Origin of the sequence: Bacillus sp. ISL-78, assembly GCF_018613455.1 — a bacterium.
GTDB lineage: Bacteria > Bacillota > Bacilli > Bacillales > DSM-1321 > Peribacillus > Peribacillus frigoritolerans.
Map to the genome: position 1 here is coordinate 290,904 of NZ_JAGGQC010000008.1, position 25,528 is coordinate 316,431.

General features: G+C 40.0%; 22 protein-coding genes. 18 read left to right on the forward strand and 4 right to left on the reverse strand.

What is annotated here, in order from left to right:
• The first annotated feature begins 105 nt into the window (after positions 1 to 105).
• From J7I96_RS11240 to J7I96_RS11265, 6 genes are all read left to right on the forward strand, one after another.
• Entirely contained in the window at positions 106 to 2,046 is a 1,941-nt protein-coding gene (locus J7I96_RS11240; RefSeq protein WP_214768061.1) for a glycoside hydrolase family 3 protein, read from the forward strand.
• Between the two features lie 46 nt (positions 2,047 to 2,092).
• Positions 2,093 to 3,298: an exo-beta-N-acetylmuramidase NamZ family protein gene (locus J7I96_RS11245; RefSeq protein ID WP_251025076.1), complete on the forward strand. Its 1,206-nt coding sequence runs from the start codon at positions 2,093 to 2,095 to the stop codon at positions 3,296 to 3,298.
• Positions 3,299 to 3,487: 189 nt separating this feature from the next.
• A complete protein-coding gene (nagE, locus tag J7I96_RS11250) occupies positions 3,488 to 4,963 on the forward strand; it encodes an N-acetylglucosamine-specific PTS transporter subunit IIBC (RefSeq protein ID WP_214768062.1) in 1,476 nt (491 codons plus the stop codon).
• 353 nt (positions 4,964 to 5,316) lie between these two features.
• Complete coding sequence (locus tag J7I96_RS11255) at positions 5,317 to 5,745, forward strand: DUF1801 domain-containing protein (protein ID WP_214768063.1); 429 nt, start codon at positions 5,317 to 5,319, stop codon at positions 5,743 to 5,745.
• Positions 5,746 to 5,790: 45 nt separating this feature from the next.
• Positions 5,791 to 6,834, forward strand: coding sequence for an oxidoreductase (locus J7I96_RS11260; RefSeq protein ID WP_214768064.1), 1,044 nt, complete (start codon positions 5,791 to 5,793; stop codon positions 6,832 to 6,834).
• 464 nt (positions 6,835 to 7,298) lie between these two features.
• Positions 7,299 to 7,451, forward strand: a complete 153-nt coding sequence (locus J7I96_RS11265; RefSeq protein ID WP_214923823.1) for a hypothetical protein — start codon at positions 7,299 to 7,301, stop codon at positions 7,449 to 7,451.
• Between the two features lie 292 nt (positions 7,452 to 7,743).
• Here J7I96_RS11265 and J7I96_RS11270 read toward each other — a convergent pair whose 3' ends face one another.
• The gene (locus J7I96_RS11270) at positions 7,744 to 8,931 is read right to left on the reverse strand and encodes an MFS transporter (protein ID WP_214923821.1); all 1,188 of its coding nucleotides are present in this window, start codon (positions 8,929 to 8,931) and stop codon (positions 7,744 to 7,746) included.
• A gap of 121 nt (positions 8,932 to 9,052) precedes the next feature.
• Between J7I96_RS11270 and J7I96_RS11275 the strand changes: the two genes are divergently transcribed.
• Positions 9,053 to 9,499, forward strand: a complete 447-nt coding sequence (locus tag J7I96_RS11275) for a MarR family winged helix-turn-helix transcriptional regulator (protein WP_214768066.1) — start codon at positions 9,053 to 9,055, stop codon at positions 9,497 to 9,499.
• Positions 9,500 to 9,792: 293 nt separating this feature from the next.
• The gene (locus J7I96_RS11280) at positions 9,793 to 11,382 is read left to right on the forward strand and encodes a long-chain-fatty-acid--CoA ligase (RefSeq protein ID WP_214768067.1); all 1,590 of its coding nucleotides are present in this window, start codon (positions 9,793 to 9,795) and stop codon (positions 11,380 to 11,382) included.
• Positions 11,383 to 11,547: 165 nt separating this feature from the next.
• On the opposite strand, the gene J7I96_RS11285 is transcribed toward J7I96_RS11280, so the two are convergent.
• Positions 11,548 to 12,051 (reverse strand): hypothetical protein, encoded by a 504-nt coding sequence (locus J7I96_RS11285; protein ID WP_214768068.1) that lies wholly within the window; start codon positions 12,049 to 12,051, stop codon positions 11,548 to 11,550.
• Positions 12,052 to 12,801: 750 nt separating this feature from the next.
• Between J7I96_RS11285 and J7I96_RS11290 the strand changes: the two genes are divergently transcribed.
• Genes J7I96_RS11290 through J7I96_RS11315 form a run of 6 tightly spaced genes read left to right on the forward strand, consistent with a single transcriptional unit; the run spans position 12,802 to position 18,870 of the window.
• A complete protein-coding gene (locus tag J7I96_RS11290; protein ID WP_214768069.1) occupies positions 12,802 to 13,905 on the forward strand; it encodes an amidohydrolase/deacetylase family metallohydrolase in 1,104 nt (367 codons plus the stop codon).
• On the forward strand, positions 13,883 to 14,992 hold the full coding sequence (locus J7I96_RS11295; protein ID WP_214768070.1) for a DgaE family pyridoxal phosphate-dependent ammonia lyase: 1,110 nt from the start codon (positions 13,883 to 13,885) through the stop codon (positions 14,990 to 14,992). The genes J7I96_RS11290 and J7I96_RS11295 overlap by 23 nt, the downstream gene beginning before the upstream one ends.
• Positions 14,989 to 15,744 carry a 2-dehydro-3-deoxy-phosphogluconate aldolase gene (gene dagF / locus J7I96_RS11300; protein WP_034312316.1) on the forward strand — a complete coding sequence of 252 codons (756 nt, stop codon included), beginning with the start codon at positions 14,989 to 14,991 and terminating at the stop codon, positions 15,742 to 15,744. The genes J7I96_RS11295 and dagF overlap by 4 nt, the downstream gene beginning before the upstream one ends.
• Positions 15,737 to 16,750 (forward strand): sugar kinase, encoded by a 1,014-nt coding sequence (locus J7I96_RS11305; protein ID WP_214768071.1) that lies wholly within the window; start codon positions 15,737 to 15,739, stop codon positions 16,748 to 16,750. Before dagF ends, J7I96_RS11305 begins: the two co-directional genes overlap by 8 nt.
• Before the next feature lie 15 nt (positions 16,751 to 16,765).
• Positions 16,766 to 17,488, forward strand: a complete 723-nt coding sequence (locus tag J7I96_RS11310) for a GntR family transcriptional regulator (protein ID WP_214768072.1) — start codon at positions 16,766 to 16,768, stop codon at positions 17,486 to 17,488.
• A gap of 56 nt (positions 17,489 to 17,544) precedes the next feature.
• Positions 17,545 to 18,870, forward strand: a complete 1,326-nt coding sequence (locus J7I96_RS11315; protein WP_214768073.1) for a GntT/GntP/DsdX family permease — start codon at positions 17,545 to 17,547, stop codon at positions 18,868 to 18,870.
• A gap of 206 nt (positions 18,871 to 19,076) precedes the next feature.
• Here the strand turns inward: J7I96_RS11315 and yppF are convergent, their stop codons facing one another.
• Entirely contained in the window at positions 19,077 to 19,259 is a 183-nt protein-coding gene (yppF, locus tag J7I96_RS28605; protein WP_214768074.1) for a YppF family protein, read from the reverse strand.
• 254 nt (positions 19,260 to 19,513) lie between these two features.
• A complete protein-coding gene (locus tag J7I96_RS11325; protein WP_214768075.1) occupies positions 19,514 to 20,806 on the reverse strand; it encodes an MFS transporter in 1,293 nt (430 codons plus the stop codon).
• A gap of 1,141 nt (positions 20,807 to 21,947) precedes the next feature.
• Between J7I96_RS11325 and J7I96_RS11330 the strand changes: the two genes are divergently transcribed.
• From J7I96_RS11330 to J7I96_RS11345, 4 genes are all read left to right on the forward strand, one after another.
• The gene (locus J7I96_RS11330) at positions 21,948 to 22,763 is read left to right on the forward strand and encodes an IclR family transcriptional regulator (protein WP_034312310.1); all 816 of its coding nucleotides are present in this window, start codon (positions 21,948 to 21,950) and stop codon (positions 22,761 to 22,763) included.
• Positions 22,764 to 23,021: 258 nt separating this feature from the next.
• Positions 23,022 to 23,555 carry a cupin domain-containing protein gene (locus tag J7I96_RS11335; protein WP_034312308.1) on the forward strand — a complete coding sequence of 178 codons (534 nt, stop codon included), beginning with the start codon at positions 23,022 to 23,024 and terminating at the stop codon, positions 23,553 to 23,555.
• Positions 23,556 to 23,677: 122 nt separating this feature from the next.
• The gene (locus J7I96_RS11340) at positions 23,678 to 24,616 is read left to right on the forward strand and encodes a VOC family protein (RefSeq protein ID WP_214768076.1); all 939 of its coding nucleotides are present in this window, start codon (positions 23,678 to 23,680) and stop codon (positions 24,614 to 24,616) included.
• 100 nt (positions 24,617 to 24,716) lie between these two features.
• Positions 24,717 to 25,508, forward strand: coding sequence for an SDR family oxidoreductase (locus J7I96_RS11345; RefSeq protein ID WP_054396069.1), 792 nt, complete (start codon positions 24,717 to 24,719; stop codon positions 25,506 to 25,508).
• Positions 25,509 to 25,528: the final 20 nt, after the last annotated feature.

A 25,528-nucleotide genomic window follows, 5' to 3' on the forward strand; every position in this document is an offset into this window, starting at 1 on the left:
TCTTTATGATCTATATAGTTCATTTCCATTCATCTTTACCCCTTCACGGCAGTGGTTTTGAATTGTTGCTAACAGAACTAAAAAGAATACAAGGGAGGAAGCCTAATGATAAAAAGGATATGTGCCCCAGCTGGAATCGCATTATGTTTGGTTTTATCCATTATGGGAGGGAGTGCGACAGCAAAGGGATACGAGAATGAAAAAGCGGTTTCCGATATTCAGGAAATCGTAGAAAACATGACAATCGATGAAAAAGTCGGTCAAATGCTCATGCCGGATTTTCGTAATTGGCAAAAACAAGGAGAAACAAAGGCTACCGGGTTTATTGAAATGAACTCGGAAGTTGCAAGCATCATCAAAAAATATCATCTGGGCGGTGTGATTCTGTTTGCTGAGAATGTAGTCGATACCGAACAAACGGTTCGGCTCACGGATGGTTTGCAGATGGCAAGCCCGGACCTTCCGCTGTTCATAACGATTGATCAGGAAGGAGGAATCGTAACTCGTCTTCAAACTGGAACGAACCTTCCTGGTAATATGGCACTTGGTGCAGCCAGAAAAGAGAGTTACGCTTATCAATCCGGAGAAATTATTGGTAAGGAACTGTCGGCACTTGGCATAAATGTCAATTTCGGACCGTCTGTCGATGTCAATAATAATCCCGGAAATCCTGTTATTGGCGTTCGTTCCTTCAGTTCCGATCCGGACCTTGTATCAAAGCTTGGCATTCAGATGATAAAAGGATTGCAAAAACAGAACATGATAGCGACGACCAAGCATTTCCCTGGCCATGGAGATACAGCAGTCGACAGTCATTATGGTCTTCCCCTTGTTTCTCATGATAAAGAGCGATTGCGCTCAATCGAGCTGCTTCCTTTCCAAAAAGCCATCGATGCTGGAGTTGATATGATGATGACTGCACATGTTCAATTTCCTGCATTCGATGACACTACCTATATCAGTAAAAAAGACGGTCAGGAAATCATGGTTCCTGCAACGCTGTCACAAAAGGTCATCACGGGTCTATTACGTGAAGAAATGGGATTTGACGGTGTTGTGGTTACAGATGCTTTGAATATGAAAGCCATCGCGGACAACTTCGGACAGGAAGAAGCTGTGGTCCTTGCCCTGAAATCTGGTGTTGATATTGCTTTGATGCCGGCACAGGTTAATTCGCTTCAAATGGAAAAGAATCTAGCCTCTGTATTCAATGCAGTGAAGGCGGCAGTGACAAGCGGGGAAATCCCTCTAAATCAAGTCAATCAATCTGTCACGAGGATACTTGAACTAAAAGTGAAAAGAGGGATATTAAACCCGGAGGATACCCCGATAGATAAAAAAATCGAAACCGCGCTTCAAGTGGTCGGGAATGAAACTCATTTAATAAAAGAAAGGAAAATGGCGGAAGATGCCATCACTCTATTGAAAAATGAACACAAAACATTGCCTTTCAAACCTAAGAAAAATGATAAAGTTTTAATTCTTGCTCCTTTTGATGACCAAGTTGAATCCATGTCCAGGAGCATCAGCGAATTAGCTGATAAAAAGAAAATAAAGAAAGTCCAAATAACGGGTATGAGTTTTTCAGGAAAGTCATTTACAGATCAAGTGGCCAGACTCATTGATGAATCGGACTTTGTCATAACTGGTTCCTATATTGTCAAAAACGATCCGGCTGTCAATGATGGAGTGATAGATGATAGCATTCAAGATTCGTCGAAGTGGGCAACAGCCTTCCCTAGAGCGGTCATGAATCATGCTAATAAGAAAGATAAAGAATTTGTTTTAATGAGTTTAAGAAACCCTTATGATGTTGCAAACTTTGAAGAAGCGAAAGCGGTTCTTGCTGTTTACGGGTTCAAAGGGTATTCGAATGGGCGTTATAGACAGCCGAATATCCCGGCGGGCATCTCGACCATTTTTGGAGAATCAAAACCTAAAGGCACGTTGCCGGTCGCTATACCATCAGTAACTAAGCCCGATGAAAGCCTTTATAAATTTGGATATGGATTAGATATTAAATCTGGAAGACCCATTAAAAAATAGGGAGAGAAGCAATTTGAAAAGAATGTTAATCCTATTTACCATTTGCATGCTTTCTTTCGGCATCGTTTCCTCAAAAAGTGTAACAGCTATTAAAGAGAAGAAAAAACAAAGAGTCAGTCCCGGTATTGAAGTTCTTTTAAAAGATGAAAAGAACGTTTTAAGCGGAAAGAAAGTCGGCTTGATTACGAATCCAACTGGCATCGATTCCAAATTAACCAGCATCGTCGATCTCCTTCATGATGATCCGGATATTAATTTGACAGCGTTATTTGGTCCAGAACATGGAGTGCGTGGAGATGCGCAAGCTGGTGCAAGCGTTGAATATTATATTGACGAAAAAACAGGATTGCCCGTTTATAGTTTATATGGCAAAACGAAAAAACCGACGCCTGAAATGTTAAAGGATGTTGAGGTCCTTGTTTTTGATATCCAGGATGTCGGAACACGCTATTACACTTATATCTATACGATGGCTTATGCAATGGAAGCAGCCAAAGAAAATGATATCCCCTTTATCGTGCTGGACCGGCCGAACCCACAAGGCGGGGAGACGGTTGATGGACCGGTACTTGAACCTGAATTCTCATCGTTTGTTGGGTTGTATCCAATTCCGCTTAAGCATGGGATGACTGTTGGGGAACTCGCGACTTTGTTCAATAAAGAATTCAAAATAGGAGCAGATCTAAAGGTCATCAAGATGAAAGGCTGGAAGCGAGATATGGATTATGACGATACTGGTCTCCCTTTTGTCTTACCGTCACCGAATATGCCGACAGTTTCCACTACGTTCGTATATCCGGCAACAGGCTTGATCGAGGGAACGAATGTCTCGGAAGGCAGAGGAACGACCAAACCATTCGAGTTGATAGGTGCTCCTTATATAAACAGTGATGAGCTCGCTGGGAAATTAAATGCATTAAGGTTACCCGGTGTAAAATTCAGGGCAGCGTCCTTTACACCTACATTTTCAAAACATGCAGGTAAACTTAGCCACGGAGTGGAAATTTATATAACGGATAGAGAAGAGTTCAAGGCTGTCCCTACTGGACTTCACATCATCAAGACCATTCAGGATCTATATCCCGGTGATTTCGAATTCCTTGCAGCCAACAATTTCAATTTATTGATTGGCAATGGCTGGATAATGTCTAGAATTAAAGAAGGTTCAACAGTAAATGAAATCTTGAAAGAATATCAAGTAAAGCAGGATGCCTTTAAAAAGGTTCGCAAAAATTACTTGCTCTATAAATAAGTGAAAAAAGAAAAGTCCGGGTTGGACTTTTCTTTTTTTATGGGCTTTCGAAGGAGGAGTAAATCGCTAAGACTTTATTCCTGATTATAGTTAAATTTATAAATGAAATGAAGTTCTAAAATGGAAGGAACCGTTGTCTAATAGAATATGGGCTTTGCCCTAAATCAGTATTGTCAGGAGGAAAGCGGAATGAAAAAATATCTTCAAAAAATAGGGCGTTCCTTGATGCTGCCAGTAGCCGTATTGCCGGCAGCCGCCATTTTAATGGGGATCGGTTACTGGATAGATCCAGCAGGATGGGGAGCGGGAAGTCCGTTAGCAGCTTTCTTAATCAAAGCAGGTTCTTCGATCATTGACAATATGGCAATCTTGTTTGCCGTTGGAGTGGCGTTGGGGATGTCGAAAGGAAAAGATGGAGCTGCCGCTTTGAGCGGGCTGGTAGCCTATCTGGTCGTAACGACATTGCTTTCCACGGACACGGTGGCGATGCTGCAAGGAATCGATGTAAAAGATGTAAATCCAGCATTTGTGAAAATAGAAAATGCATTTGTCGGAATCCTCTCGGGTCTTATAGCGGCAGCTATGTTTAATCGTTTCAGTAAGGTAGAACTGCCGGATGCTTTCGCTTTCTTTAGCGGTAAACGCCTAGTCCCGATCCTTACTGCGGTTGCCATGTTACTGGTTTCCCTAATATTATTCTTCGTATGGCCACTCATCTACTCTTGGTTAGTTATATTTGGGGAAGGAATAAGTGAATTAGGTGCCGCTGGAGCAGGACTCTATGGGTTCTTCAATCGGCTTTTGATACCAACTGGTTTACATCATGCATTAAACTCCGTGTTCTGGTTCGATGTAATAGGTCTTAACGATATCGGTAAATTCTGGGCTGGAACGGGAATAAAAGGAACCACAGGCATGTATCAAGCCGGCTTCTTTCCCGTCATGATGTTCGGTTTACCGGCAGCGGCCCTTGCCATGTACCATTCGGCAAAATCACGGAAGAAAAAACAAGTGGCCTCATTAATGCTCGCAGCCGGCTTCGCTTCATTTTTCACAGGCGTTACTGAACCTTTGGAATTTGCTTTCATGTTTGTTGCACCAGCCCTATTCGTTGTGCATGCCTTATTAACAGGAATATCGTTGGCTATTGCTGCGACTTTCCAATGGACAGCAGGGTTCGGTTTTAGTGCAGGATTCATTGACTTTGTTTTAAGCTCAAGATTACCAATGGCAAATGAACCGTATATGCTGCTTCTTCAAGGACTGGCTTTTGCAGTCATCTACTACTTCTTATTCCGATTCTTGATAACTAGGTTCAATTTAATGACTCCCGGCAGAGAAGATGATACAGAAGATGAGCTTGATGGCGGAGGAGCGATTGCGGAAGCAGACAGCTCTCAAGGCGGGAAAAATGAGAGTAAATTCTTTGGAATGGCTTCCGCTATTTATGAGGGATTAGGCGGAGACGCTAACGTAACATCTGTAGATAACTGTGTTACCCGTTTAAGGGTTGAAGTGGAAAATATGGAATCTGTCGATCAGAGTAAAATCAAATCAGCAGGGGTTGCTGGAATCAATATTGTGGGTCCGCAAAGCATTCAAGTCATCGTAGGGACACAGGTACAATTCATAGCTGATGAAATAGAAAAGATCAGGCGGCAATAGATCTGGTTAAACTGCATTTTGCCTTTTAATGAAAAAATCTACGATCAGAATAATGATTTCTGATCGTAGGGATTATTATGGTAAAGTACTGATTTTTAAAGCGCGAAAGATTTACTTAATAAACTCTGCTCTTAAAATAGAATAAAAGGAATCAATGTTCTATAATATATAAGGGTATAGTGAAGGATTTGCCATGAAGCTTAGAGAAATAGTATAGGAGCTCGCCCGCCAATCATTGATCATCGGTGATGAAGGCTGTATACATACATAACAACCTAACAGGGTACTAAGATACTAAACAAGCGATATCTTATGAATTTTTTCTGCCTTTTAATATAAGGGAGGTTCCGGTCATGTATAAACAAAAAACCAAAGAGACGGACAGTAGTGTCATTGAGTTCATCGAAAACGTCGATAACCCGAAAAAACGTGAAGATGCCTACGAATTGTTGAGTGTTTTTACCGAAACGACAGGTTATGAGGCAAAGATGTGGGGACCGAGCATAATTGGGTTCGGAACCTATCATTATAAATATGAATCAGGTCACGAAGGAGATGCCCCCCTGGTTGGCTTTTCACCTCGAAAAGCAAAAATCAGTTTATACTTTGCTCCAGGGGACAAAAAAAGAGAAGAATTGTTACAGGCATTTGGAAAACATACTTCCGGAAAAGCGTGTGTGTACATCAATAAAGTGGCAGATATCAATATTAATGTATTGAAAGAATTGATTAATCAATCTGTCAAGTTTTTGAGAGATACATACCCGGACAATGAAATATAATAAAATGTTTGTTTAAGAGGAACAAGAAAGCGAGTGGGATTGAAAATGAGAAAAATTAATGTGGGCATAGTTGGGTACGGATTGTCAGGAGCTACTTTCCACGCGCCATTACTAAGTGTTTTAGAGCAGTTCCAAATAGTGAAAGTTGTGAGCTCCAATAAGGAAAAAGTCCAAAAGGATTTGAAATATGTGGAAGTGGTAGGCAGCTTAGAGGAAATTCTTGAAGACCCATCCATTGATTTGGCTGTTATTACGACACCGAGTGGTTTGCATTATGAAATGGCAAAGCAAAGCTTGTTAGCCGGGAAGCATGTCATCCTCGAAAAGCCGATGGTTGTGGAAGCTTGGGAGGCGGAGGAGCTCATCAAGATTGCTGAGGAAAAGAATCTTCTTTTAAGTGTCTATCATAACCGGAGATGGGATAATGACTTTTTGACCGTGAAAAAACTTATGGATGATGGAGTGCTTGGGGAAATCAATACATACCAAGTCCATTATGATCGATACCGGCCTGTGGTCAGGGATAGATGGAGAGAAAAACCAGGCCCGGGATCAGGCATGCTTTATGATCTAGGATCACATCTCATCGATCAAGCACTTCATTTGTTTGGATTGCCGCAATTCGTATGGGCAGATGTATTTTCCCAAAAAGAAAATGCAGAAACGGATGATTATTTCCATGTGATATTAGGATATGAAAAGCTGAGGGTCATCTTGCATTCAGGCTCAATCGTTCCGTTTAATGGACCGCGGTATCAGGTTCATGGAAGTAAAGGATCATTTATCAAATACGGTCTTGATTGCCAAGAGGCTGACTTAAGTGAGGGGAAAAAACCAGTGGATGACTCTTGGGGTGCAGATGATCCCGAATTCTATGGTAAGCTGGTTACGGTTGAAGGAGAAAATGAGATGCATGAAACCATCGAAACACTGCATGGTTCTTATTTAACGTATTACCAGGCAGTTGCCGATAGTATATTGAGCGGGAAAAAAGCTCCAGTCACTGCCCAAGAGGGGTTAGCGGTCATTAAAATCATTGATGCGGCTTTTGAAAGCAGTAAAGGAAAGAAAGCCATTTTTATTAAATGAAATTAATTTCCCTTTATTACAATATGAAATGAGAAAACTGAATGATAAGCGGCCTTATTCTAAAATTAGGTCGCTTTTAGAATGTAGACAAACTCGTTAAAAGTCGAGTTTGTCTACATTTTTTTATGGCTTGTACAATTTGGACATTGATTGGAACGTAGGGCACTCGCTTTCCGCGGGCGGTCCGGGAGCCTCCTCGGCTTTCGCCTGCGGGGTCTCCCCTGGACGTGTTTTCCCGCAGATGTCTCTTGTTTTAAAATAGAAGTTTTAAAACTTGAGGTGATGAGGATGCTTTCTATACTTGATTCTAATCAGTGAGATCAACTTGAAATAATTACTTTAGATCAACTTTTTTATTTTGGTGAAATAAAAGCTTCAACTTTAGGAAAGAATGTAGCAAATACTCGTGAATTCAAGTGTTACGGAAGATTTTGAGCAGTTTCCGCAAGAAAATGGAGCAGAGTATGCTAGAGTTGGGGACGTTACTCGTGAAATTGACGCATTTACTCGTAAGTTTGAAGCAAATACTCGTGACTACAAATATTACGCATGATTTGGAGTTAAATCCGAATGAAATAGGAGCGAATATTCGAGAGTTGGAAGTGTGTTACTCGTGAATTAGAGCCATTTACTCGTGAATTTGGAGCAAATACTCGTGAAATTGACTCATTTACTCGTGAGTTTGAAGCAAATACTCGTGAATTAGAGTGTTACGCAAAAATATGAGAAGTTTCCGTATGAAATTGGAGCAAGTTCTCAAGAGATTGAAGTGTTACTCGTCAATAAACTTTTTTGGAGGATTTCAATTAAAAGAAGAATGGATAAAAAAATCATAATGAAAACCCCCGGATAGCGGATGCTACTCGGGGGGGGGGGTTAAGGAATAAATTTTGAAATGCCATTTAAGCTCTAAGATAATGCTTTTGCATGAAGAGATCGCTTTTGCCAAGCCATAGTAATCATTAAAGTAATGAATAAGAGGATAAGACCCAACATGAACGGATAGGTAATGTGGACATCATACATCATTCCCGCAAGTGTTGGTCCAAGCACATTTCCGATGCTCATATACGCATTATTCATACCCATTGCAAAACCTTGCTCATTCCCTGCCATCTTGGAAATCAGTGTGTTAAGAACTGGACGTAAGATGGAAGTGGAAAGGAAGATGATAAGAGAAATCAAAAAGAAAATCAGGTAATTTGATGCAAAAAGTGATAGGAGGAAACCGATGGCTGCAACACTGATAAAGATATTCAGAACATTCACTTCCCCGAAACGCTGTACGATCCGATCGACGACAAACAATTGAACTATTACACTGACGATACCGGTGGCTGTAACCATGACGGCGATGTCCTTAGGAGTCGAATTGAATTGATTATCAAGATAAAGACCAATTACAGATTCATACGCCATTAAGCCAAAGCTCATTACAAGAGTAATGATAAGTGGGATGAAATAAGGCTTTTTCACGGATAAAGTGATCTTCCGAAGCATCGTTTCAGTTTTTGCATCCATGGATTGAGTAACCTGTGCCGTTTCGCTTTCTTTTAAAACAAAAATCGAAAATACAACTGCAGATAGGGATACCAGCGCAGAAATCAAAAAGGGAAACTTCAAGCCAAAGTCAGCTAAAAAACCTCCAATTCCTGGACCGACTACAATTCCCAGGGACATGGCGGCAGATACTAAACTATTGCCTTTAGCGCGTTGATCAAATGTGGTGATATCAGCAACATAAGCAAAAATTGCGGGTATAAGCAAAACTGCCCCGATTCCGCCAATGATACGTGAAGCATATAATAACCAAATGGAATTGACTGCATAAAAAATAAACATGGATAATGTCAAACCGACCAATCCATAAATAATCATTTTTCTGCGCCCGAATTGGTCAGTCCATTTTCCGGCAATTGGCGAAAAGATAAGTTGTGCACCTGCGAAAATGGCAATCATTAGGCCAGCGGCGGTTCCACCTTGATTAATGGAGGCCAGGTATGCTGGTAAAATGGGAATGATGATACCGAAACTCCCTATTGCGATAAACATATTGATCATGAGGATAATGATCTTTTTGCGTTGTTCTGCTGACATGGACAGCCTCTCTCTCTCTTTAAAAATCAATAACCAATTTAATTCGCATGGTTAATTTTTTGATACGTTAATTATGTTATAGTTTTAGATAGATAGTGTCAATAAGAAAGGATTGTCAAACATGCATTCAAGTGAATTGTATAATTTACATCTAGAGATCAAGGAACTAAGCAGCCTATCACAGGAATTGGTGGAACCGTTACTGGTTAAATATGATATAACTTCTGTTCAGTATCGCGCATTGCAATTAATAGTCTTGAATGAATCCATAGCGGTTAAAGATGTTTCTAATCATTTGAAGATTAAACCTGCAGCAGGAACTGCACTAATTGATCGGCTTGAACGGAAGAAGTTGATTGAGAGGGTACACAGTGAGGATGATCGGCGGGTCGTTTTTATCCAATCCACTGAAAATGGATGGAGTACCTATCATTCCATCAATAAGTGTTTTACCAAAACCTTTCGTGACTTTTATGGTGTACTAAATGAAGAGGAAACGGAACGTCTTAAAGAAATCGTTGGGAAACTTACCGAACATGCCTCTTCATGCATAGAAAATAAAAGATAGTCTTTCTGAAGTGTACTGTCTCCAATATAATAAAAAGAAGAAGCGCTATATTAATTTTTTACGGTGTTTGTTTTAAAAAAATATCTATTAAAGCAGTGAATTTCACTGTTTTTAGGAGATTAATTGTCGGAATAATTAAAAAATATTCAAAAATCTTTAAATGGAAATCCATTAAAGAAGATATGACGGCTGGAAAATGAATATGTATTAAAAGGATACGAAGTCAGGATCCATCATGACGAACCAAGCAGGGTGCTGTATATAGTGAATCTGTAAAGAAGGAGATGATAAAAATGTTTTTCCCATTAACTCCAATTGATTGGAAGCGCAGGGCCGTAAAATATTATCCTCATAAAGTGGCAGTCATCGATGAAGAGAAAAAGTTTACATATAAGGAATTCGGGCAGCGAACAGATCAACTTTCCAAAGCTTTGCATTCTTCGGGAATTGAAAAAGGTGACCATATTGCAGTTATGTTGCCAAATACACATTATATGCTGGAATGTTTTTATGGCATTTGTCAAATGGGAGCGGTAATGGTTCCTTTGAATTATAGGCTTGCTGCAGAGGATTTGGAATATATCATCAAGCATAGCGATTCAAAAATGTTGATAATCGATGAAGAATTCACCGCTCCGATTGAAAAGATCATTACTAAACTTTCCTTGGAAAAGATCATCATCGTGCCTTTTGAAGGATATGAAACCACTTTACCTGGAATAGATTATGAGAATTTCATTTTGCATGCAAATGATGATGGACTGCCAGAGGTTAAAATCGAAGAAAATCAACTTTTGACTATAAATTACACGAGTGGAACGACTTCAAAACCAAAAGGGGTCATGTTAACTCATCGCGGGAATTACATGAACGCCGCTAATTTCATTTATCACCTAGGGGTGAAGCATGACGATGTATACTTACATACATTGCCAATGTTTCACGCTAATGGCTGGGGAGGGGTATGGTCGGTAACGGCTACTGGCGGGACTCATGTATGTTTAAGGAAAGTCGATCCTCCTCTTATCCTCAAATTATTCGCCCGTCATAATATTACATTGTTATGTGGAGCGCCTACTGTCGTCAATATGCTGGTAAATGACCCTAAAGCAAAAGAAACAAATATCAAAGTGCATCCAAGGATGTCAACAGCAGGTGCTCCTCCAGCAGCAGCGCTTATACAAAAGGCACAAGAAATCCTTGGTTTGAATATGATCCACGTATATGGATTAACAGAAACTTCCCCATTCATCCTATATAACGAGTGGAAGGATGAGTTTGAAGCTAAATCTGCGGACGAACAAGCAATAATAAAGGCAAGACAAGGTATTGAATTGGTTTTTAATGGGGAAACGATGGTAATCAATAAAGAAGGGAAAGAAGTCGCTTGGGATGGAAAGGAACTGGGGGAAATCATTACTCGCGGCAATGTTGTAATGGAAGGATATTATAAGGATCCGGAAAAGACGGCCGAAGCAATTAGGGATGGCTGGTTTCATACTGGGGATCTGGCAGTTACCCATCCTGATGGATATATTGAGATACAGGACAGGGCTAAGGATTTAATCATTTCCGGCGGGGAAAATATTTTTTCAACAGAGGTAGAAGGGGTAATGTATAAACATCCAGATGTTTTGGAGGCTGCGGTCATTGCCATTCCAGACGATAAATGGGGAGAAACGCCTAAGGCAATCATTGTGCTGCAGCCCGATGCAAAAGTGACGGAAAATGAGATCATTACCTTTTGCCGCTCAAAAATGGCTCACTTTAAAGCACCGACAAAAGTTGAATTCGTAGAGTCTTTACCGAAAACGGCAACAAGTAAACTACAAAAATACCGATTGAGGGAAATCCATTGGAAAGGATCGAAAAAGGTAAATTAACTGCTTTCATAGGAACGGGATATATATTAAGTGAATGTCGTAAAAAGGAAAATCAAATGAAGTATGGAATTAACAAGACCAAGAATGCTTTTAAATAAGCATTCTTGGTTTTTATATTATGGAAAGCAACATTTCCACTGTAATATTAGGAGCAGGAAGGATTAATTAACGAGGGCTTCTAAATGAAAGAATTGACTTAGTGTAATATATATACGTTATTTTAGATAAACTTGGTTTTTTACCACTAGCATAGACAGATACATGATAAGCGTGTTTTCCGGAATAATATGCTGCTATTAAACTATTAGGACTGCCAGCAAGTGCTGATGCCAGTGCAGTAGCTACTCCTGCTGGTGCGGTTGGGTCACCCGCAAACACAAGAGTACTTACGATGCTTAACCATGTTGTTCCCTTTTGATGAGCCTTTACCATCTTTCCTAATTGGGTATTTGTTAGTTTAGCCTGATGAGCAATAGGTTTGCTCATTTCAATGATGCTTGCTGTTGGTTGTATTAGTATAACATCATCACTAATTAATTTGACTTCCACAATAGGGTTTACTGTTGCTGAAGGTATTGTTTCTTTTTTCTCTTCGGCCAATGTATTGGGGACATGTGAGAATACTAATAAACTGATTATTAGTATTGAAAATAAGGACTTTTTCTTCATTTTTAATACACTCCCTTATATTTTTTTTGAAAATTTTGTATAATTTCATGCTATATAACTATATGTAGAAGGTCATAAAATATGGAAACTAAGGAAAAAAATTTTAAAACAGTAATAATTGTACTTATTTCTATATGTCTAGGTTTTATAATCAGGATGTCCTCAGTAATAATAGCTGGTCGAAATTTATTTTCTATGTACAACAAAGACCTATTAATTTTATTTATAGCGATAATTGGATTAATTATTTGGTTGAATAAAAATGAAAAAAAGGATCTAATTATCAGTTAAAAGGGGTTCTATAGCGAGTGTCTTGGAGGAACCGTTCAAACCCTTTAATCCCATTAGTCTTTATTCTGACTTAGTGTTAGTTTTATAAAAAAAGCATTATTTCCGGATAATTAGGGTGGAAACTTTCATAAATGGATTTTGTGAATTCGTAAAAAAAAAGGCGGGGAGAAAAACAGATTGTTTTTCTCCCCGTCTTTTTTCCATGGGTAGCATGAAAAATTTTAAAAAACCTAATGAGATTATATTATATGAAGAAACTAAGAAGCACAAAGACAAAATGGCCTTGATCTTATAAAATTCTGTAAATTTAAATCAAACATTATAACGTTATATTGATTAGTTCGACAAAATATGATAATCTATTTTTGTAAAGAGAAATTAATGAATTCTTATACAATTCAGTGTAACCGTATACAAAGTACTTTCAATCGATAGGATGTACCGAAAAGGATGAGGGAAATGACAGATACGTTAGTTCTGAAGAATGTAAAAATGGTAGAAGGAAAAGCAGCGGATATCATCCTGGAAAATGGGATGATTAAGGAAATTGCACGACCCGGAACTGCAACAGGAGATAAGATAATAGATTATGATCAAAAGGTTTTTGTTTCGAGCGGTTGGATTGATATGCATGTACATGCTTTCCCGGAATTCGATCCTTATGGTGATGAGGTTGATGAGATTGGATATAAAACTGGTGTAACAACGGTCATAGATGCGGGAAGCACGGGGGCAGATAGGATAACCGATCTGGTTAGAAGTTGTGAAAATTCCAAAACGAATGTTTTCGCCTTTCTGAATATTTCGCGGATTGGATTGAAAAGGATTGATGAGTTATCGGATATTTCATGGTTGGACGAAGGGGAATTAATGAAGGCAATTTCCAAATACGGGGATTTTGTCGTTGGACTTAAAGCGAGAATAAGTAAAAGTGTAGTTGGTCCAAATGGTGTCGAGCCATTAAAAATCGCTAGGAAATTCTCGGCTGAAACGGGTTTGCCATTAATGGTTCATATCGGTTCAGGGCCGCCTGATATTAAGGAAGTCCTTCAATTACTTGAGGAAAAGGACATTATTACTCATTTTCTAAATGGTAAAGCGAATAATTTATTTGATGAAAGAGAAGTGCCGCTGCCTGAGTTGATTAAGGCGATTGAACGTGGTGTACATTTGGATGTAGGTCATGGAACGGCAAGCTTTTCTTTTAAAACTGCAGAAATGGCTAAAAAGCGGGGAATCGGCTTCAATACGATCAGTACGGATATATATCGGAAAAACAGAGAGAATGGGCCAGTTTTTAATATGGCAAATGTGCTTACAAAATTTTTGTACCTCGGTTATCCATTAAAAGAAGTAATAGATGCGGTTACGGTCAATGCAGCAGCTTGGTTGAATAAACCAGAGCTTGGAAGGATTTCAGCTGGTGATATTGCGAACCTGACTTTATTCAGTATCGAGAATGAGCCGACCCTTTTATTGGATTCCGAAGGCGAAAAAAGGATGGCAGAAAAAAGAGTTGTTGTAAAAGGAGTGGTTATAAATGGAGAATTCATTGAATGCTAAATACGGTTTGAAAAGAGTCATCAATGCAAGCGGAAGAATGAGCATATTGGGAGTCTCTGCCCCAACTGACACAGTGATGGACGCGATGAAAAAAGGTGGGCAAAATTATGTTGAAATTTCTGATTTAGTCGATAAGTCAGGCCAGCATATAGCGGATTTGCTTCATTCTGAAGCAGCTGTGGTCGTAAACTCAGCATCAAGCGGAATTGCGCTTTCAGTAGCGGCAATCGTTACTGAAGGAAACAGAAGGAAAAGCGAAAGGCTTCATCAAGATCGTATTCAAAAGAATGAGATCATCATGCTGAAAGGCCATAACGTTCAGTATGGTGCACCGGTTGAAACCATGATTTATCTTGGCGGCGGAAAATTGGTTGAAGTTGGATATGCAAATGAAGGGAAGGCAGAACATATTGCGGAGGCCATAAATGAAAATACTTCCGCCATTTTATATGTGAAATCGCATCATACTGTCCAGAAAAATATGATATCGGTTGAAGAAGCATGGGAAGTGGCCAAAACGAATAATATCCCTCTGATTGTCGATGCAGCAGCGGAAGAAGATTTGGAAAAATATGTACAATTCTCCGACCTGGCGATTTATAGTGGTTCAAAAGCCATTGAAGGACCCACATCCGGTATCGTTGCTGGCAGAAAAAAATATATCGAATGGGTAAAGGTTCAATTGCACTGTATAGGAAGGAGCATGAAGGTTGGAAAGGAAACGACCTTTGGTCTGCTTCAGGCATTGGATGAGTATTTTGTCAAGACGGATAATAGCGAAAAAGAAAAAGCTAGTTTACAAGTGCTCACATCACTTGACTCGATTGATGGCGTAAAAGTTACGATAGTTCAGGATGAAGCCGGACGTGCCATATTTAGAGCACGTATTTCCATAAATCCTTTGATAGCGGAAACGACGGCGAAAGAAGTGAACGAGCACCTCAAAAATGGGGATATCGCCATTTATACACGGGATTATGGGATACGGCAAGGCTTTTTCGATATAGATCCGCGCCCATTGCAAGGTGATGATATAAATGTTATTGAATCACGATTAAGAACCATATTAGGAGGAAAACAAGGATGACTAACATAAACAAACGGTTATTGAATGATCGTGTAGCCTTAAATGTACTTGCAAATAGTGTGGAAAATGCAGTGGAAGTCTTTGAAGCAGCAGAAGGACATGTATTGGTTGGTGTACTCTCAAAGGATTATCCAACTGTCGAAGCAGGTGTTACTGCAATGAAAGAATACGGGGAAGCCATTGATGAAGCCGTTTCAATTGGATTGGGCGCAGGCGATAATAGACAGGCTGCAGTTGTCGCAGAAATAGCAAAATACTATCCAGGCAGTCATATTAACCAGGTTTTTCCGGCTGTTGGTGCTACGAGGGCCAATTTAGGCGAGAAGGATAGCTGGATAAATTCACTTGTTTCTCCAACTGGGAAAGTCGGTTATGTGAATATCTCCACTGGTCCAGTAAGTGCAGGCGCAAGTGAAACTGCCATTGTGCCAATCAAAGCTGCCATTGCGCTCGTTCGCGACATGGGAGGGAATGCTTTGAAATATTTCCCTATGAAAGGGCTGAAGCATGAAGATGAATATCGTGCTGTAGCAAAAGCTTGTGGTGAAGAGGGATTTGCTTTGGAACCAACAGGTGGAATCGACTTAAATAATTTCGAGACCATATTAGAAATTGCATTAGAAGCAAAAGTGCCTAAAGTCATTCCCCACGTATATTCTTCCATCATTGATGAAGCGACTGGTAAAACGAATGGGGAGGATGTACGGAAATTATTGGCCATGACGAAAAAATTGGTTGAAAAATATGCCTAAAAGGATTGTGGCATTCGGGGAAGTGATGATGCGTTTGCAGGTACCAGGGCATGAATTGCTATCACAGGCTAACACGCTGCAATACTCCTTTTCAGGCACGGGAGTAAATGTGGCTTCTGCGATGACAAAACTTGGACATGATGGGTATCTTGTGACAATGTTACCGGATAACCCCCTTGGTGATTCAGCAATTTCAGCTTTGCAGCGCTTAGGAATCGGAAGGAACTACATCTCTAGAGGCGGCAAATACATGGGGATGTACTTTTTGGAAAACGGATTTGGACAGCGGGCGAGCCGTGTCACATATTCCAATCGACTGGAAAGCAGTTTTAATACTGCCACCTTATCCGATTATGATATGGATATGATTTCGGAAAAGACGGATATCATCCATTTTTGCGGAATCACTCTTGCAATGGCGGAAAATGTTCGGGAAAGCATGAAGGTGCTGGCTAGAAAAGTCAAAGAAAAGGGCGGTACAGTCTGTTTCGACTGCAATTACCGACCTTCCTTATGGGAGGGTGGTTACGCTGACGCAAAGCCTCATTATGAGGAAATGCTTTCTTTGGCTGATATCGTCATGATGAATGAAAAAGACGCCCTTTATATTTTAGGAATGAAGTCAGAAGGTTCCACAAGGGAAGAACAGCTTGTGGAGTTGATCCCTGAAGTGGCCAAGCGATTCAAAATTCAATCGATAGCGGGGACACATCGTTCGATCAACAGTGATAATAGCCATACGTTGAGGGGGTATATATATAAAGAAGATACTTTTTACTTTTCCGATATCCTATCATTTTCCGTATATGATAGAATAGGTTCAGGCGATGCTTACACCAGCGGAATCTTACATGGCGAATTGCTAGGATATTCCCCTGAAAAGACAGTACGATTTGCTGCTGTATCAGGAATGCTGGCATGTACTGTCGTTGGAGATACTCCTTTGGCAACCGAAAAGGAGATATTCTCGGCAATGAAAGGTAAAATGGAAGATATTAAAAGATAAGGCAGGAGATCAGGAATGAATGTGAACAGGAAAAATGGACCGATGTATTTACAGATAAAAGAAATATTAAAGGATCGTATTTTACATGGGGTTTATGCCATCGACACAAACATTCCTTCCGAGCCTCTTTTGGAAGAAGAATTTAACGTAAGTAAGGTCACTGTCCGTAATGCAATCAAAGAACTCGTGCAAGAGGGGTATGTTGAAAAGAAAAGCGGCAAAGGCACTAGAGTCATAGCTAATGGTTCGATTGTCAAACTTTCCAAAGGGAAACGTTTCACAGAGCTGTTGGTGGAGGAAGGGCACTCCATTTTAAAAAAGGTGTTAAACATAAGTCGAATTGACCTTTCTTCAGACTCTAAGCTGCATTCTTTATTTGGTGCCCGTTGCATAAGTATCGAACGGATATATTTATTGGACAATGAACCTTATATTTACTTTACACATTATATTTCACTTGATTTAAACAAAGAAGAGATAAAAGACGTCCAAATCAATTCTTTGTACCGCTTTTTGGAAGAGCAAAACGTCAAACTTGAAACATTCAGAGATGAGTTTGCCGTTGCTATCGCTCCGGATCACATTTGCGAAACACTGAAAATCGAATACAATAGTCCAGTACTAAAGAGGATTCGGATTTCCAGTGATGGGGACGGAAATGTTACCGAATACAGTGAAGGATATTACAACACGGCTAAACAGAACTACATTGTGACATATAACGAGCCGGTACAATAATCCCATTTATTGTATTGGTTTGAATGTAAGCGATTTCTTGGGAATGGGGAGAATATATGGAACTATATTTATTAGGAATTACGCTGATAGCAATCGTAATCGTCATTTTAGGGGTATCATTGTGGAAATGGCATGCGTTCATCAGCCTGACTGTTGCCAGTTTATTTTTAGCGATTTTTTCCGGACTGCCAATGGACAAGATCGTTGGAGCTTATGAAACGGGTGTCGGAGCGGTCCTTGGGCACCTTATTGGAATATTGGCCTTAGGGACCATCCTAGGAAAGATGATGTCCGATTCTGGAGCTGGAATGCAGGTTGCTGACTTTTTCATTAATAAATTCGGTGTGAAAAACCTGCCATGGGCCATGCTTTTATCTGGTTTCATCATCGGCATTCCGGTATTTTTCGAGGTTGGTTTAGTAATATTGCTTCCTTTAGTCATTTCCATTCGTAAATCAACCAAAGTGAACATCTTGTTAATTGGCATTCCAGTACTTGCTGGTTTATCGATCGTACATGGGTTGGTGCCTCCGCATCCTGGAGCCATGACAGCTATTGGAATTTATAATGCAAACATGGGACAGGTACTTCTGTACTCATTGATCATCGCATTCCCGACGGCTGTAATTGCGGGACCGCTATTCGCAAAATGGATTCATAAACGGGTTATTCCTGTTGGAGAACCGGAATTGATCCGAGTCGAAACAAAGTCAAGTGGATTACCCGGCACTGGAGTATCGTTCTTCATCATCCTTTTGCCAGTATTGTTGATGGTTTTAACTGTAGTGGCGCCTTATCTGCCGCTACCGGGTTCGATTGAAAAATTCTTATTGTTTATCGGAAGTCCAGTGATCGCCCTATTAATCTCCTGTTTTGCCGCATACTATTTCTTGGGCTACAGACAAGGAATGAACAAATCACTAATTAAAAAGTTGACGGATGAATGCTTATTGCCATTAGCATCCATAATTCTGATTATCGGTGCTGGCGGAGGGTTCAAGCAAATTTTAATTGATAGTGGCGTGGGGACTGCAATCGCTTCCATGGCTGAAGAAATTTCTCTATCACCGATCGTTCTTGCATTCCTAGTGGCCGGATTGATTCGGATTGCCACAGGTTCTGCAACCGTCGCTTTGACCACGGCAGCAGGGATCGTTTCACCGGTCGTTGCCAATATGACGGGTGTTAATCTAGAATTGCTCGTAATTGCCACGGGAGCAGGCTCACTCATGTTCTCCCATGTTAATGACGCAGGTTTCTGGTTAGTAAAAGAATACATGGGACTAACCGTTAAAGAAACTTTCAAAACTTGGACAGTGATGGAAACATTACTTTCCTTCGTTGCATTCGGTTTGGTTTTAATTTTCGATATATTCATATAATTAAAATGAAATTCTACAATGTCTGATAAAGTAACATTTACCTCCGTGAACTGTCTTGGGGTGACAGATCACGGAGGCTTTTATATATTTATGAACATACTGGGGATGATAATATGACCGGATGTATTGTTAAAGATAGGTCGTTGCGGAAAAAACAGAAACAAAATTCATCCACAATGGGTAGTTAGTCTAGTGACAAGGGAGCTTCATCCAGGAGACGTTTGTTTGGCTCCTCGAAGATATAAGTCCTGACAGAGACTTCTATATTGCAAGATTGACAGCTTCCCGTTTACATATTCATTCTGAATATATTCCAATAAATCATTGGCATGGTTAGGCTTTTGACGTTTTTCCTGAATATAATGGAGAATTAAAACTTCTATATTCACACACTCACCTTACTTGACAAGTATTTTTTTCCATAAATAATATAACATGGGCATTCAAAAAAATATCATTTTTTGAATATTTTAACTATCGACATATTTATACAAATAAAGGAGTGATTCGGAGTAACCAGTGGGAAATTTTATCGGGAAATCCAAAAAATGAGCGATGTTATTTCGACTTACTTTTAAGTCGGCACAAGAAAAAACCCTGATAATTCAAGGGTTGGAGGTATAAAACTGATTTTACAAGGACTTCATGCTTGTATCTTTTGTACATGTATAGGTGATAAGCGGAGTTCTGCGGATTCTCTCTTAATGGAGAATAAATAAGCTGCTAAACCTAAGAGGGCTGTAAAAATCAGCATGGCGATCGATGAACTGAAGTCCCCGCCAGACAAGTCACGAAGCCATCCCATGATATAGCTCGAAAAGCCGCCCATGATATTCGTGAATCCAATTAGACCTGCGGCTCGTCCTGCCGTTTCAGGTGTTGAGTATTTTACCATGAGCATATTGCTTAGGTGGAACACACCGCCTTGACATCCCATTGCCAATCCCATACATAGTCCAGCCAAAATAGGGTTGGGGATGAAGACTGCTACAGTCAAAAAGACAGCCGTCAATGAAAATAGAATCGTGGCCATCAAACTTGGACGTCTGGTTTTGTCAGCCAGAAAACCGCATGCCAAGACAAATCCTAAAGCGAATAGCCAGGAAAGTGAAGTAATGCTCGACATTCCTTCCTTTTCAAATCCTTTTGCTTCAATGAGATATGTAGGAAGCCAAATGCTGATTCCAAAAAATAAGAAGGAGCATATGAGCATGCCGAACCAAACGATCCAGAAACGATAATCTTGGGCGAAACTTTTCTTATTCTCGGAATGGGCGGTTTCTTTCATTTCATCATCCGTTTGTCGAATGAATGCCAATTCCTCCTTACTTATACGGGGATGCTCTTCAGGTGTATTCCTCGTCATTAAGATGAACATCGGGATATTTATAAATAAGTTGAAAGCTGCAAGCATAAAGAAAGCTGCTTGCCAGTGGAGTAAAGATATCACAAGCACCAAAACAACGGCTCCCATTGCCGGTCCTAAATAGTTTCCGGTAAGCCAAGATGCCTGGGCCCTCCCCAGTTCACGTTTATTAAACCAGTTAGAAATAAGCTTTCCGGAAACCGGAATCATCATTCCTTCACCAAAACCAAGAATGATCCTGCTAATTAAAAATATTTCATATGAATTTGCCAGTCCTGACATAATCATCGTGATTGTCCAAACGAATAAACCGGCGATGGCTGTTTTTCGGGCACCTAATTTATCAATGATGAAGCCCCAAAAAAGATTTGAAACTCCATAAGCAATGGTGAATACAAAAGATAGAAGACCGATCTTTGCATTTTTGTCAGCACCTGTCATACCGAGTGCATGCAAGAATTCTGGATCTGTTTGAATGATGGAAATGCCAACCTTATCAATTTGTCCGAAAAACCAAAAGAAAAAAATTGGTACGGCAATAAACAACCATCTTTTTTGCCCATTTAACATAATACCATCTCCTTATCGCTTTTTAGCATTCCTTAAAACACTTATCATTGAGTATAAGTGTTTTAAAGTTATCCCTTTAGAAAGGTACTAGTTTTGAATATTCATTTAAGAGCTATATCCCGCCTTTCTTTATAATTTTGATAGATAAAAAGTAACGGTAGTGTTTTGTAAGGAAAACAAAGTTTTACTTTCTTAACGATAAATTAAAATAATTTGATTGTCAATTTAATATTTTGACAATTTTATATTTTTAGAATACAAGCGCTTTCAGTTCAATATCGAACTTTGTTTCATCCTATGGAGTAGGTGGAACTCTTTCAAGCAAGGGCCTAAAATGGAATTAATTCTACTTCTTTGTGTCCAAAAAACAAATTATTTACAAATTATCAAAAATTCTGACTTGTTGATGTTGAATTTAAAATCAGGAAAATCTATAATTCATTTATATTGTTTTGTATATGAAATACTTAATACGGGAAATTTTTACAGAGAATAACGAAGTATGAAATTTACTTATTTGTTTTTACTGGTGCTATTGGTTATATTTGGTTATATAACAACAAGCTTTTCTATCGAAACGTCAATTATGCTAGGCCTTCCAAATAGTTTTATATATGTAAATATGCTTTAATTGACACATAAACACCATTCTATTTATACATGAAGGGTAATGGATTGTAAGGTAGTAATGGTTGCCAATTTGCGATATTGATTCTTTAACAGGAATAGGGATAAGGAATAGCGCTTAAAGACCGCTCGGTTAAAAGTTCCCGGCTTTTACTAGCGTTTTCCGGAAGTGGTGAAAGCCTTGTGTATATCTGATGTGACTCATGGACCAGCTGTTGTTAGCATGAAAGAAAGTAAACGGAAACTTCTGAATTGATTACAACCCATCGAAATATGTAAATTGCAAAGCAAAGGCCGGTGCGCGCTACTGGCGCCAAAGTACCTGTCTGGTTAAGGTAATAAAAGAAAATAGGCAACGATTGAAGTATGCATCATAAACATTCACCAAAAGAACGATCAGAAAAAAATGTACATATACTGCAAGTTCTTCTTTCTAGGTATGAAGAAAGCTTTACTGAACGGGTTATAGTCAGGGAAAATGAGATTTATTCACAACGGGGGGGGGAATACTCGAATGGCAAGCGAAGAAAAAGAGAAAGAGAAATATAGTGCTAATTCATTGGTTAGGGGCTTGGAAATCATTAAGCTCTTTAATGAAGTACAGCCGAGCTTGTCTCTTTCAGAAATAGCAAAACAACTGGGAGTAAGCAGAACAGTACCGTATCGATTATTATTCACATTACAAAATATTGGTTACTTGTCGCAGGATGAACATACCAAACGTTATAGTTTAACTCCTAAAGTTCTTGAATTGGGGTTCAGCTATTTGAATAGCTTGAAATTCCAGGAAATTGTCCAACCTTATATGGAGACCTTGCGTGATGAAATCGGAGCCTCCTGCCATCTGTCCATTTTGGATGGACAGGAAGTTGTTTATGTTGGAAGTGCCCCGATCAGAGGTGTATCCGCTGTCAATGTTAACATAGGTTTGCGACTGCCGGCACATGCTTTGGCCAATGGAAAATTACTTTTGGCATATCAACCGAAAGAATTGCTCATGCAAATGTTCAAAATATCGAACCTTACTCCTTATACAGACAAAACACTCACCGCGCCTGGTGAATTTCAAAAACAGCTGGAATCGATTCGGCAAAATGGTTATTCGATGACAAGCGGGGAATTCCACCCCGGCATCCGTTCCGTTGCCGCCCCGATCTTTGATAGGACCGGGAATGTATTGGCTGCCTTGAATGTCGTGGCAACAGAGTCTGCTTATCAGGAGGATTTCATCGATAAAATTGCCTTGCCGAAACTATTGGAAGTTTCTCGTCAGTTATCCGTTTATATGGGATATAGCGGGGTTAAGCCTTATCAACACGAAGATGTCTGAACGATTTAAAATCGATTAATAAATGAATAACCTCCTTCGAAAGTGTGGATCTCCCAATAGGGAATTCCACACTTTTTTTTTGTTACAAGTTTATCCCATAGATGGTGAACGTTCGGATTATAGAAATAGTTTTAAATATTCTAAAAACTCATTGACAATGAAGCGGTTTCATTTTAGACTTAATTCATAGACAAAACAATGTTTTGCTTATGAAACATAATTCGATTTAGAAACAACAAATAAGGGAGGAATTTTAAAATGACAAAAGAAACTTTTTCAGTGAAGGATTTTGAAAAAAAATATGTTGCCCGATTGAAAGACCGTACTCTTGATTGGAATGTCTTGAAGTTCCAAGAAGAAATTGATCCCGCTTATAGACGCGCACAAATGAGATATATCGGACGTGGTGCCACTGCCAATAACGATACGAATGTAATTGCAGGTGAACATTTCACTTTAAGTACGATGGTGCTTCCTCCGGGATGTATCGGTCCTTTGCACCTTCATGACGATGTTGAAGAAGTGTTTTTCATTCTTGAGGGTGAAGTCACGGCATTAATTCAAGAGGACAGCTACAGTGAAGTGCATGAAATTAAATTAAGTGCGAGAGACTGCATAAGCAGCCCACCAGGGGTTTATCGGGGAATTAGGAATGACGGGGATGTAGAGGCGCGCATGCTAGTGATGCTTGGGGCAGTGAAGCCTAACTTACCGACATATCCTGAAGGCAGTGAACTGGAAGAACTTCGTAAACAACGGTCTAAAGAAAGAGAAGCCATCATTAAAGATTGATCATTAAGCCGAAAGGGCACCTGCATTATGAAAATTAATGAGGCGCCCTTTTCGATTAGATTGTTAAATATGGCCAATGCGAATGATCAAAAGGGCAATCTAAATTATGGGAGGTATAAAAAATGCTTGGGATTACTCATTTACGGCATATAAGCATGATTACTCCGAATTTCGACGAACAAGCAGAGTTTTATGAAAAAGTTTGGGGTCTTGATAGGGTGGATGTTCCGGAAGAGGAGAATACGGTTTATTTCCGGGGGGCTGGACCGGAACATCATATTCTTAGCCTTCACAAGGGAGAAAAACGAGGATTGCACCATATAGCTTTTGGCATGGTCGATAAAAATGCGGTGGACCGTGCAGCAGGGATATTACAATCGAAGGGCGTTCGAATTATTGAACCACCTGGATATTTGGATGAAGCAGGTGCCGGTTATGGCCTGCGGTTTATCGATCCGGAAAACCGCGTGATCGAGCTTTCTGCTTGGGTGGAAGTGCAAACGTCTATTTGGAGCAAGAAAAATGTTGATCCAGTGAAATTGAATCATGTTGTAATGAACACGAAGAACTTGGATATGATCGTTGAGTTTTATACGGATGTTCTTGGTTTTAAAGTCACTGATTGGAGTGAGCATCAAATGTCATTCCTCCGGTGCAACAGAAAGCATCACTCCATAGCCTTCAATCAAGATGAGCATGCGTCAGTCAATCATATCGCATACGAAGTCGATTCCGTGGATGAGCTGATGCGAGGAATAAGCAATGTCCGAAAAGCGGGCTTGTCAGAACTTTGGGGACCTGGACGTCATGGGCCGGGAGACAATATTTTCTGTTATTTTCAAGACCCAGGCGGTTTTGTAATGGAGTATACATGTTATCTGGAAACGATCGAAGATGAATCTGAGTGGAGAGCACGTGTATGGAAACGGGTTCCGCATTTAATGGATCAGTGGGGGATTGCAGGGCCGCCGAAACCTGAAGCGCGCAAAGCAATGGGAGGAGATCCCGATCCAGGCTGGGTTGATTCTCATATAGATGGTTCTGTCATGGCGAAAAAATAAGGAGGAGTTTGATTTCCTCCCATGATTCTTGCGCTAGTTAGTTTCTTGTTGATTAAAGGACAGCATTTGAGGAAAATGGCTTTGAAAAGGAGTGAAGAGAGTGGATTTAGGATTGCAAGGAAAAGTGGCTGTCATTATGGGCGGCACGTCGGGCGTGGGATTAAAAACAGCAGAAATGTTTTTAGCTGAAGGAGCGAAAGTGGCTATTTGCGGCAGAAGTGCTGAGCGTATGGAAAGTGCACAAAGTCAATTGCTCTCATTTGGTGAAAAGGCAGATATTTTTGCCTCAACATGTGATGTCACCTCAAAATCGGATGTAGATTCTTTCATTAATGGTACCGCGGAGAGGTTTGGCGGAATCGATATTTTGGTGAATGCTGCAGGTCAAAGCGTGATGGGTCACTTTTTTGACATAACGGATGAGCAGTGGGAAGAACAGATTCAGTTAAAGTTCTTTGCCATCATATATGCCGTTCGTGCTTCGCATCCCCATATAGTGAAAAGGGGAGGCGGGCGGATCATTAATATTAATGCAACGCTTGCCAAAGAACCTGAACGTCATATGGTAGCGACTGCAGCAGCAAGGGCTGGCCTCCTTAATTTAAGCAAAACCTTGTCCCAGGAATTGGCCTTTGACAATATATTGGTGAATTCAGTGAGTCTTGGATTGATCCGGACCGATCAATGGGAGCGAAGAAGATTGAAAAATGCGCCTGATATGGACCCTGAAGAGTATTACGGGGACCTAGCGAAAAAACGGAATATCCCTCTCGGCCGCGTAGGGGAAGCGGAAGAAGTGGCCAGTGTCATTGTTTTCCTTGCTTCAGACAAAGCAAGTTATGTAGCGGGTTCGACGATTGAGACGGCAGGAGCGATCGGAAAGGCACTATAAATATATTACTGAAAAAGGTA

Bases quoted from the DNA above. Each gene is read 5' to 3' on its own strand.
- J7I96_RS11240 (WP_214768061.1), top strand. From the start codon at position 106: ATGATAAAAAGGATATGTGCCCCAGCTGGAATCGCATTATGTTTGGTT.
- J7I96_RS11245 (WP_251025076.1), top strand. From the start codon at position 2,093: ATGCTTTCTTTCGGCATCGTTTCCTCAAAAAGTGTAACAGCTATTAAA.
- nagE (WP_214768062.1), top strand. From the start codon at position 3,488: ATGAAAAAATATCTTCAAAAAATAGGGCGTTCCTTGATGCTGCCAGTA.
- J7I96_RS11255 (WP_214768063.1), top strand. From the start codon at position 5,317: ATGTATAAACAAAAAACCAAAGAGACGGACAGTAGTGTCATTGAGTTC.
- J7I96_RS11260 (WP_214768064.1), top strand. From the start codon at position 5,791: ATGAGAAAAATTAATGTGGGCATAGTTGGGTACGGATTGTCAGGAGCT.
- J7I96_RS11265 (WP_214923823.1), top strand. From the start codon at position 7,299: ATGCTAGAGTTGGGGACGTTACTCGTGAAATTGACGCATTTACTCGTA.
- J7I96_RS11270 (WP_214923821.1), bottom strand. From the start codon at position 8,931: ATGTCAGCAGAACAACGCAAAAAGATCATTATCCTCATGATCAATATG.
- J7I96_RS11275 (WP_214768066.1), top strand. From the start codon at position 9,053: ATGCATTCAAGTGAATTGTATAATTTACATCTAGAGATCAAGGAACTA.
- J7I96_RS11280 (WP_214768067.1), top strand. From the start codon at position 9,793: ATGTTTTTCCCATTAACTCCAATTGATTGGAAGCGCAGGGCCGTAAAA.
- J7I96_RS11285 (WP_214768068.1), bottom strand. From the start codon at position 12,051: ATGAAGAAAAAGTCCTTATTTTCAATACTAATAATCAGTTTATTAGTA.
- J7I96_RS11290 (WP_214768069.1), top strand. From the start codon at position 12,802: ATGACAGATACGTTAGTTCTGAAGAATGTAAAAATGGTAGAAGGAAAA.
- J7I96_RS11295 (WP_214768070.1), top strand. From the start codon at position 13,883: ATGGAGAATTCATTGAATGCTAAATACGGTTTGAAAAGAGTCATCAAT.
- dagF (WP_034312316.1), top strand. From the start codon at position 14,989: ATGACTAACATAAACAAACGGTTATTGAATGATCGTGTAGCCTTAAAT.
- J7I96_RS11305 (WP_214768071.1), top strand. From the start codon at position 15,737: ATGCCTAAAAGGATTGTGGCATTCGGGGAAGTGATGATGCGTTTGCAG.
- J7I96_RS11310 (WP_214768072.1), top strand. From the start codon at position 16,766: ATGAATGTGAACAGGAAAAATGGACCGATGTATTTACAGATAAAAGAA.
- J7I96_RS11315 (WP_214768073.1), top strand. From the start codon at position 17,545: ATGGAACTATATTTATTAGGAATTACGCTGATAGCAATCGTAATCGTC.
- J7I96_RS11325 (WP_214768075.1), bottom strand. From the start codon at position 20,806: ATGTTAAATGGGCAAAAAAGATGGTTGTTTATTGCCGTACCAATTTTT.
- J7I96_RS11330 (WP_034312310.1), top strand. From the start codon at position 21,948: ATGGCAAGCGAAGAAAAAGAGAAAGAGAAATATAGTGCTAATTCATTG.
- J7I96_RS11335 (WP_034312308.1), top strand. From the start codon at position 23,022: ATGACAAAAGAAACTTTTTCAGTGAAGGATTTTGAAAAAAAATATGTT.
- J7I96_RS11340 (WP_214768076.1), top strand. From the start codon at position 23,678: ATGCTTGGGATTACTCATTTACGGCATATAAGCATGATTACTCCGAAT.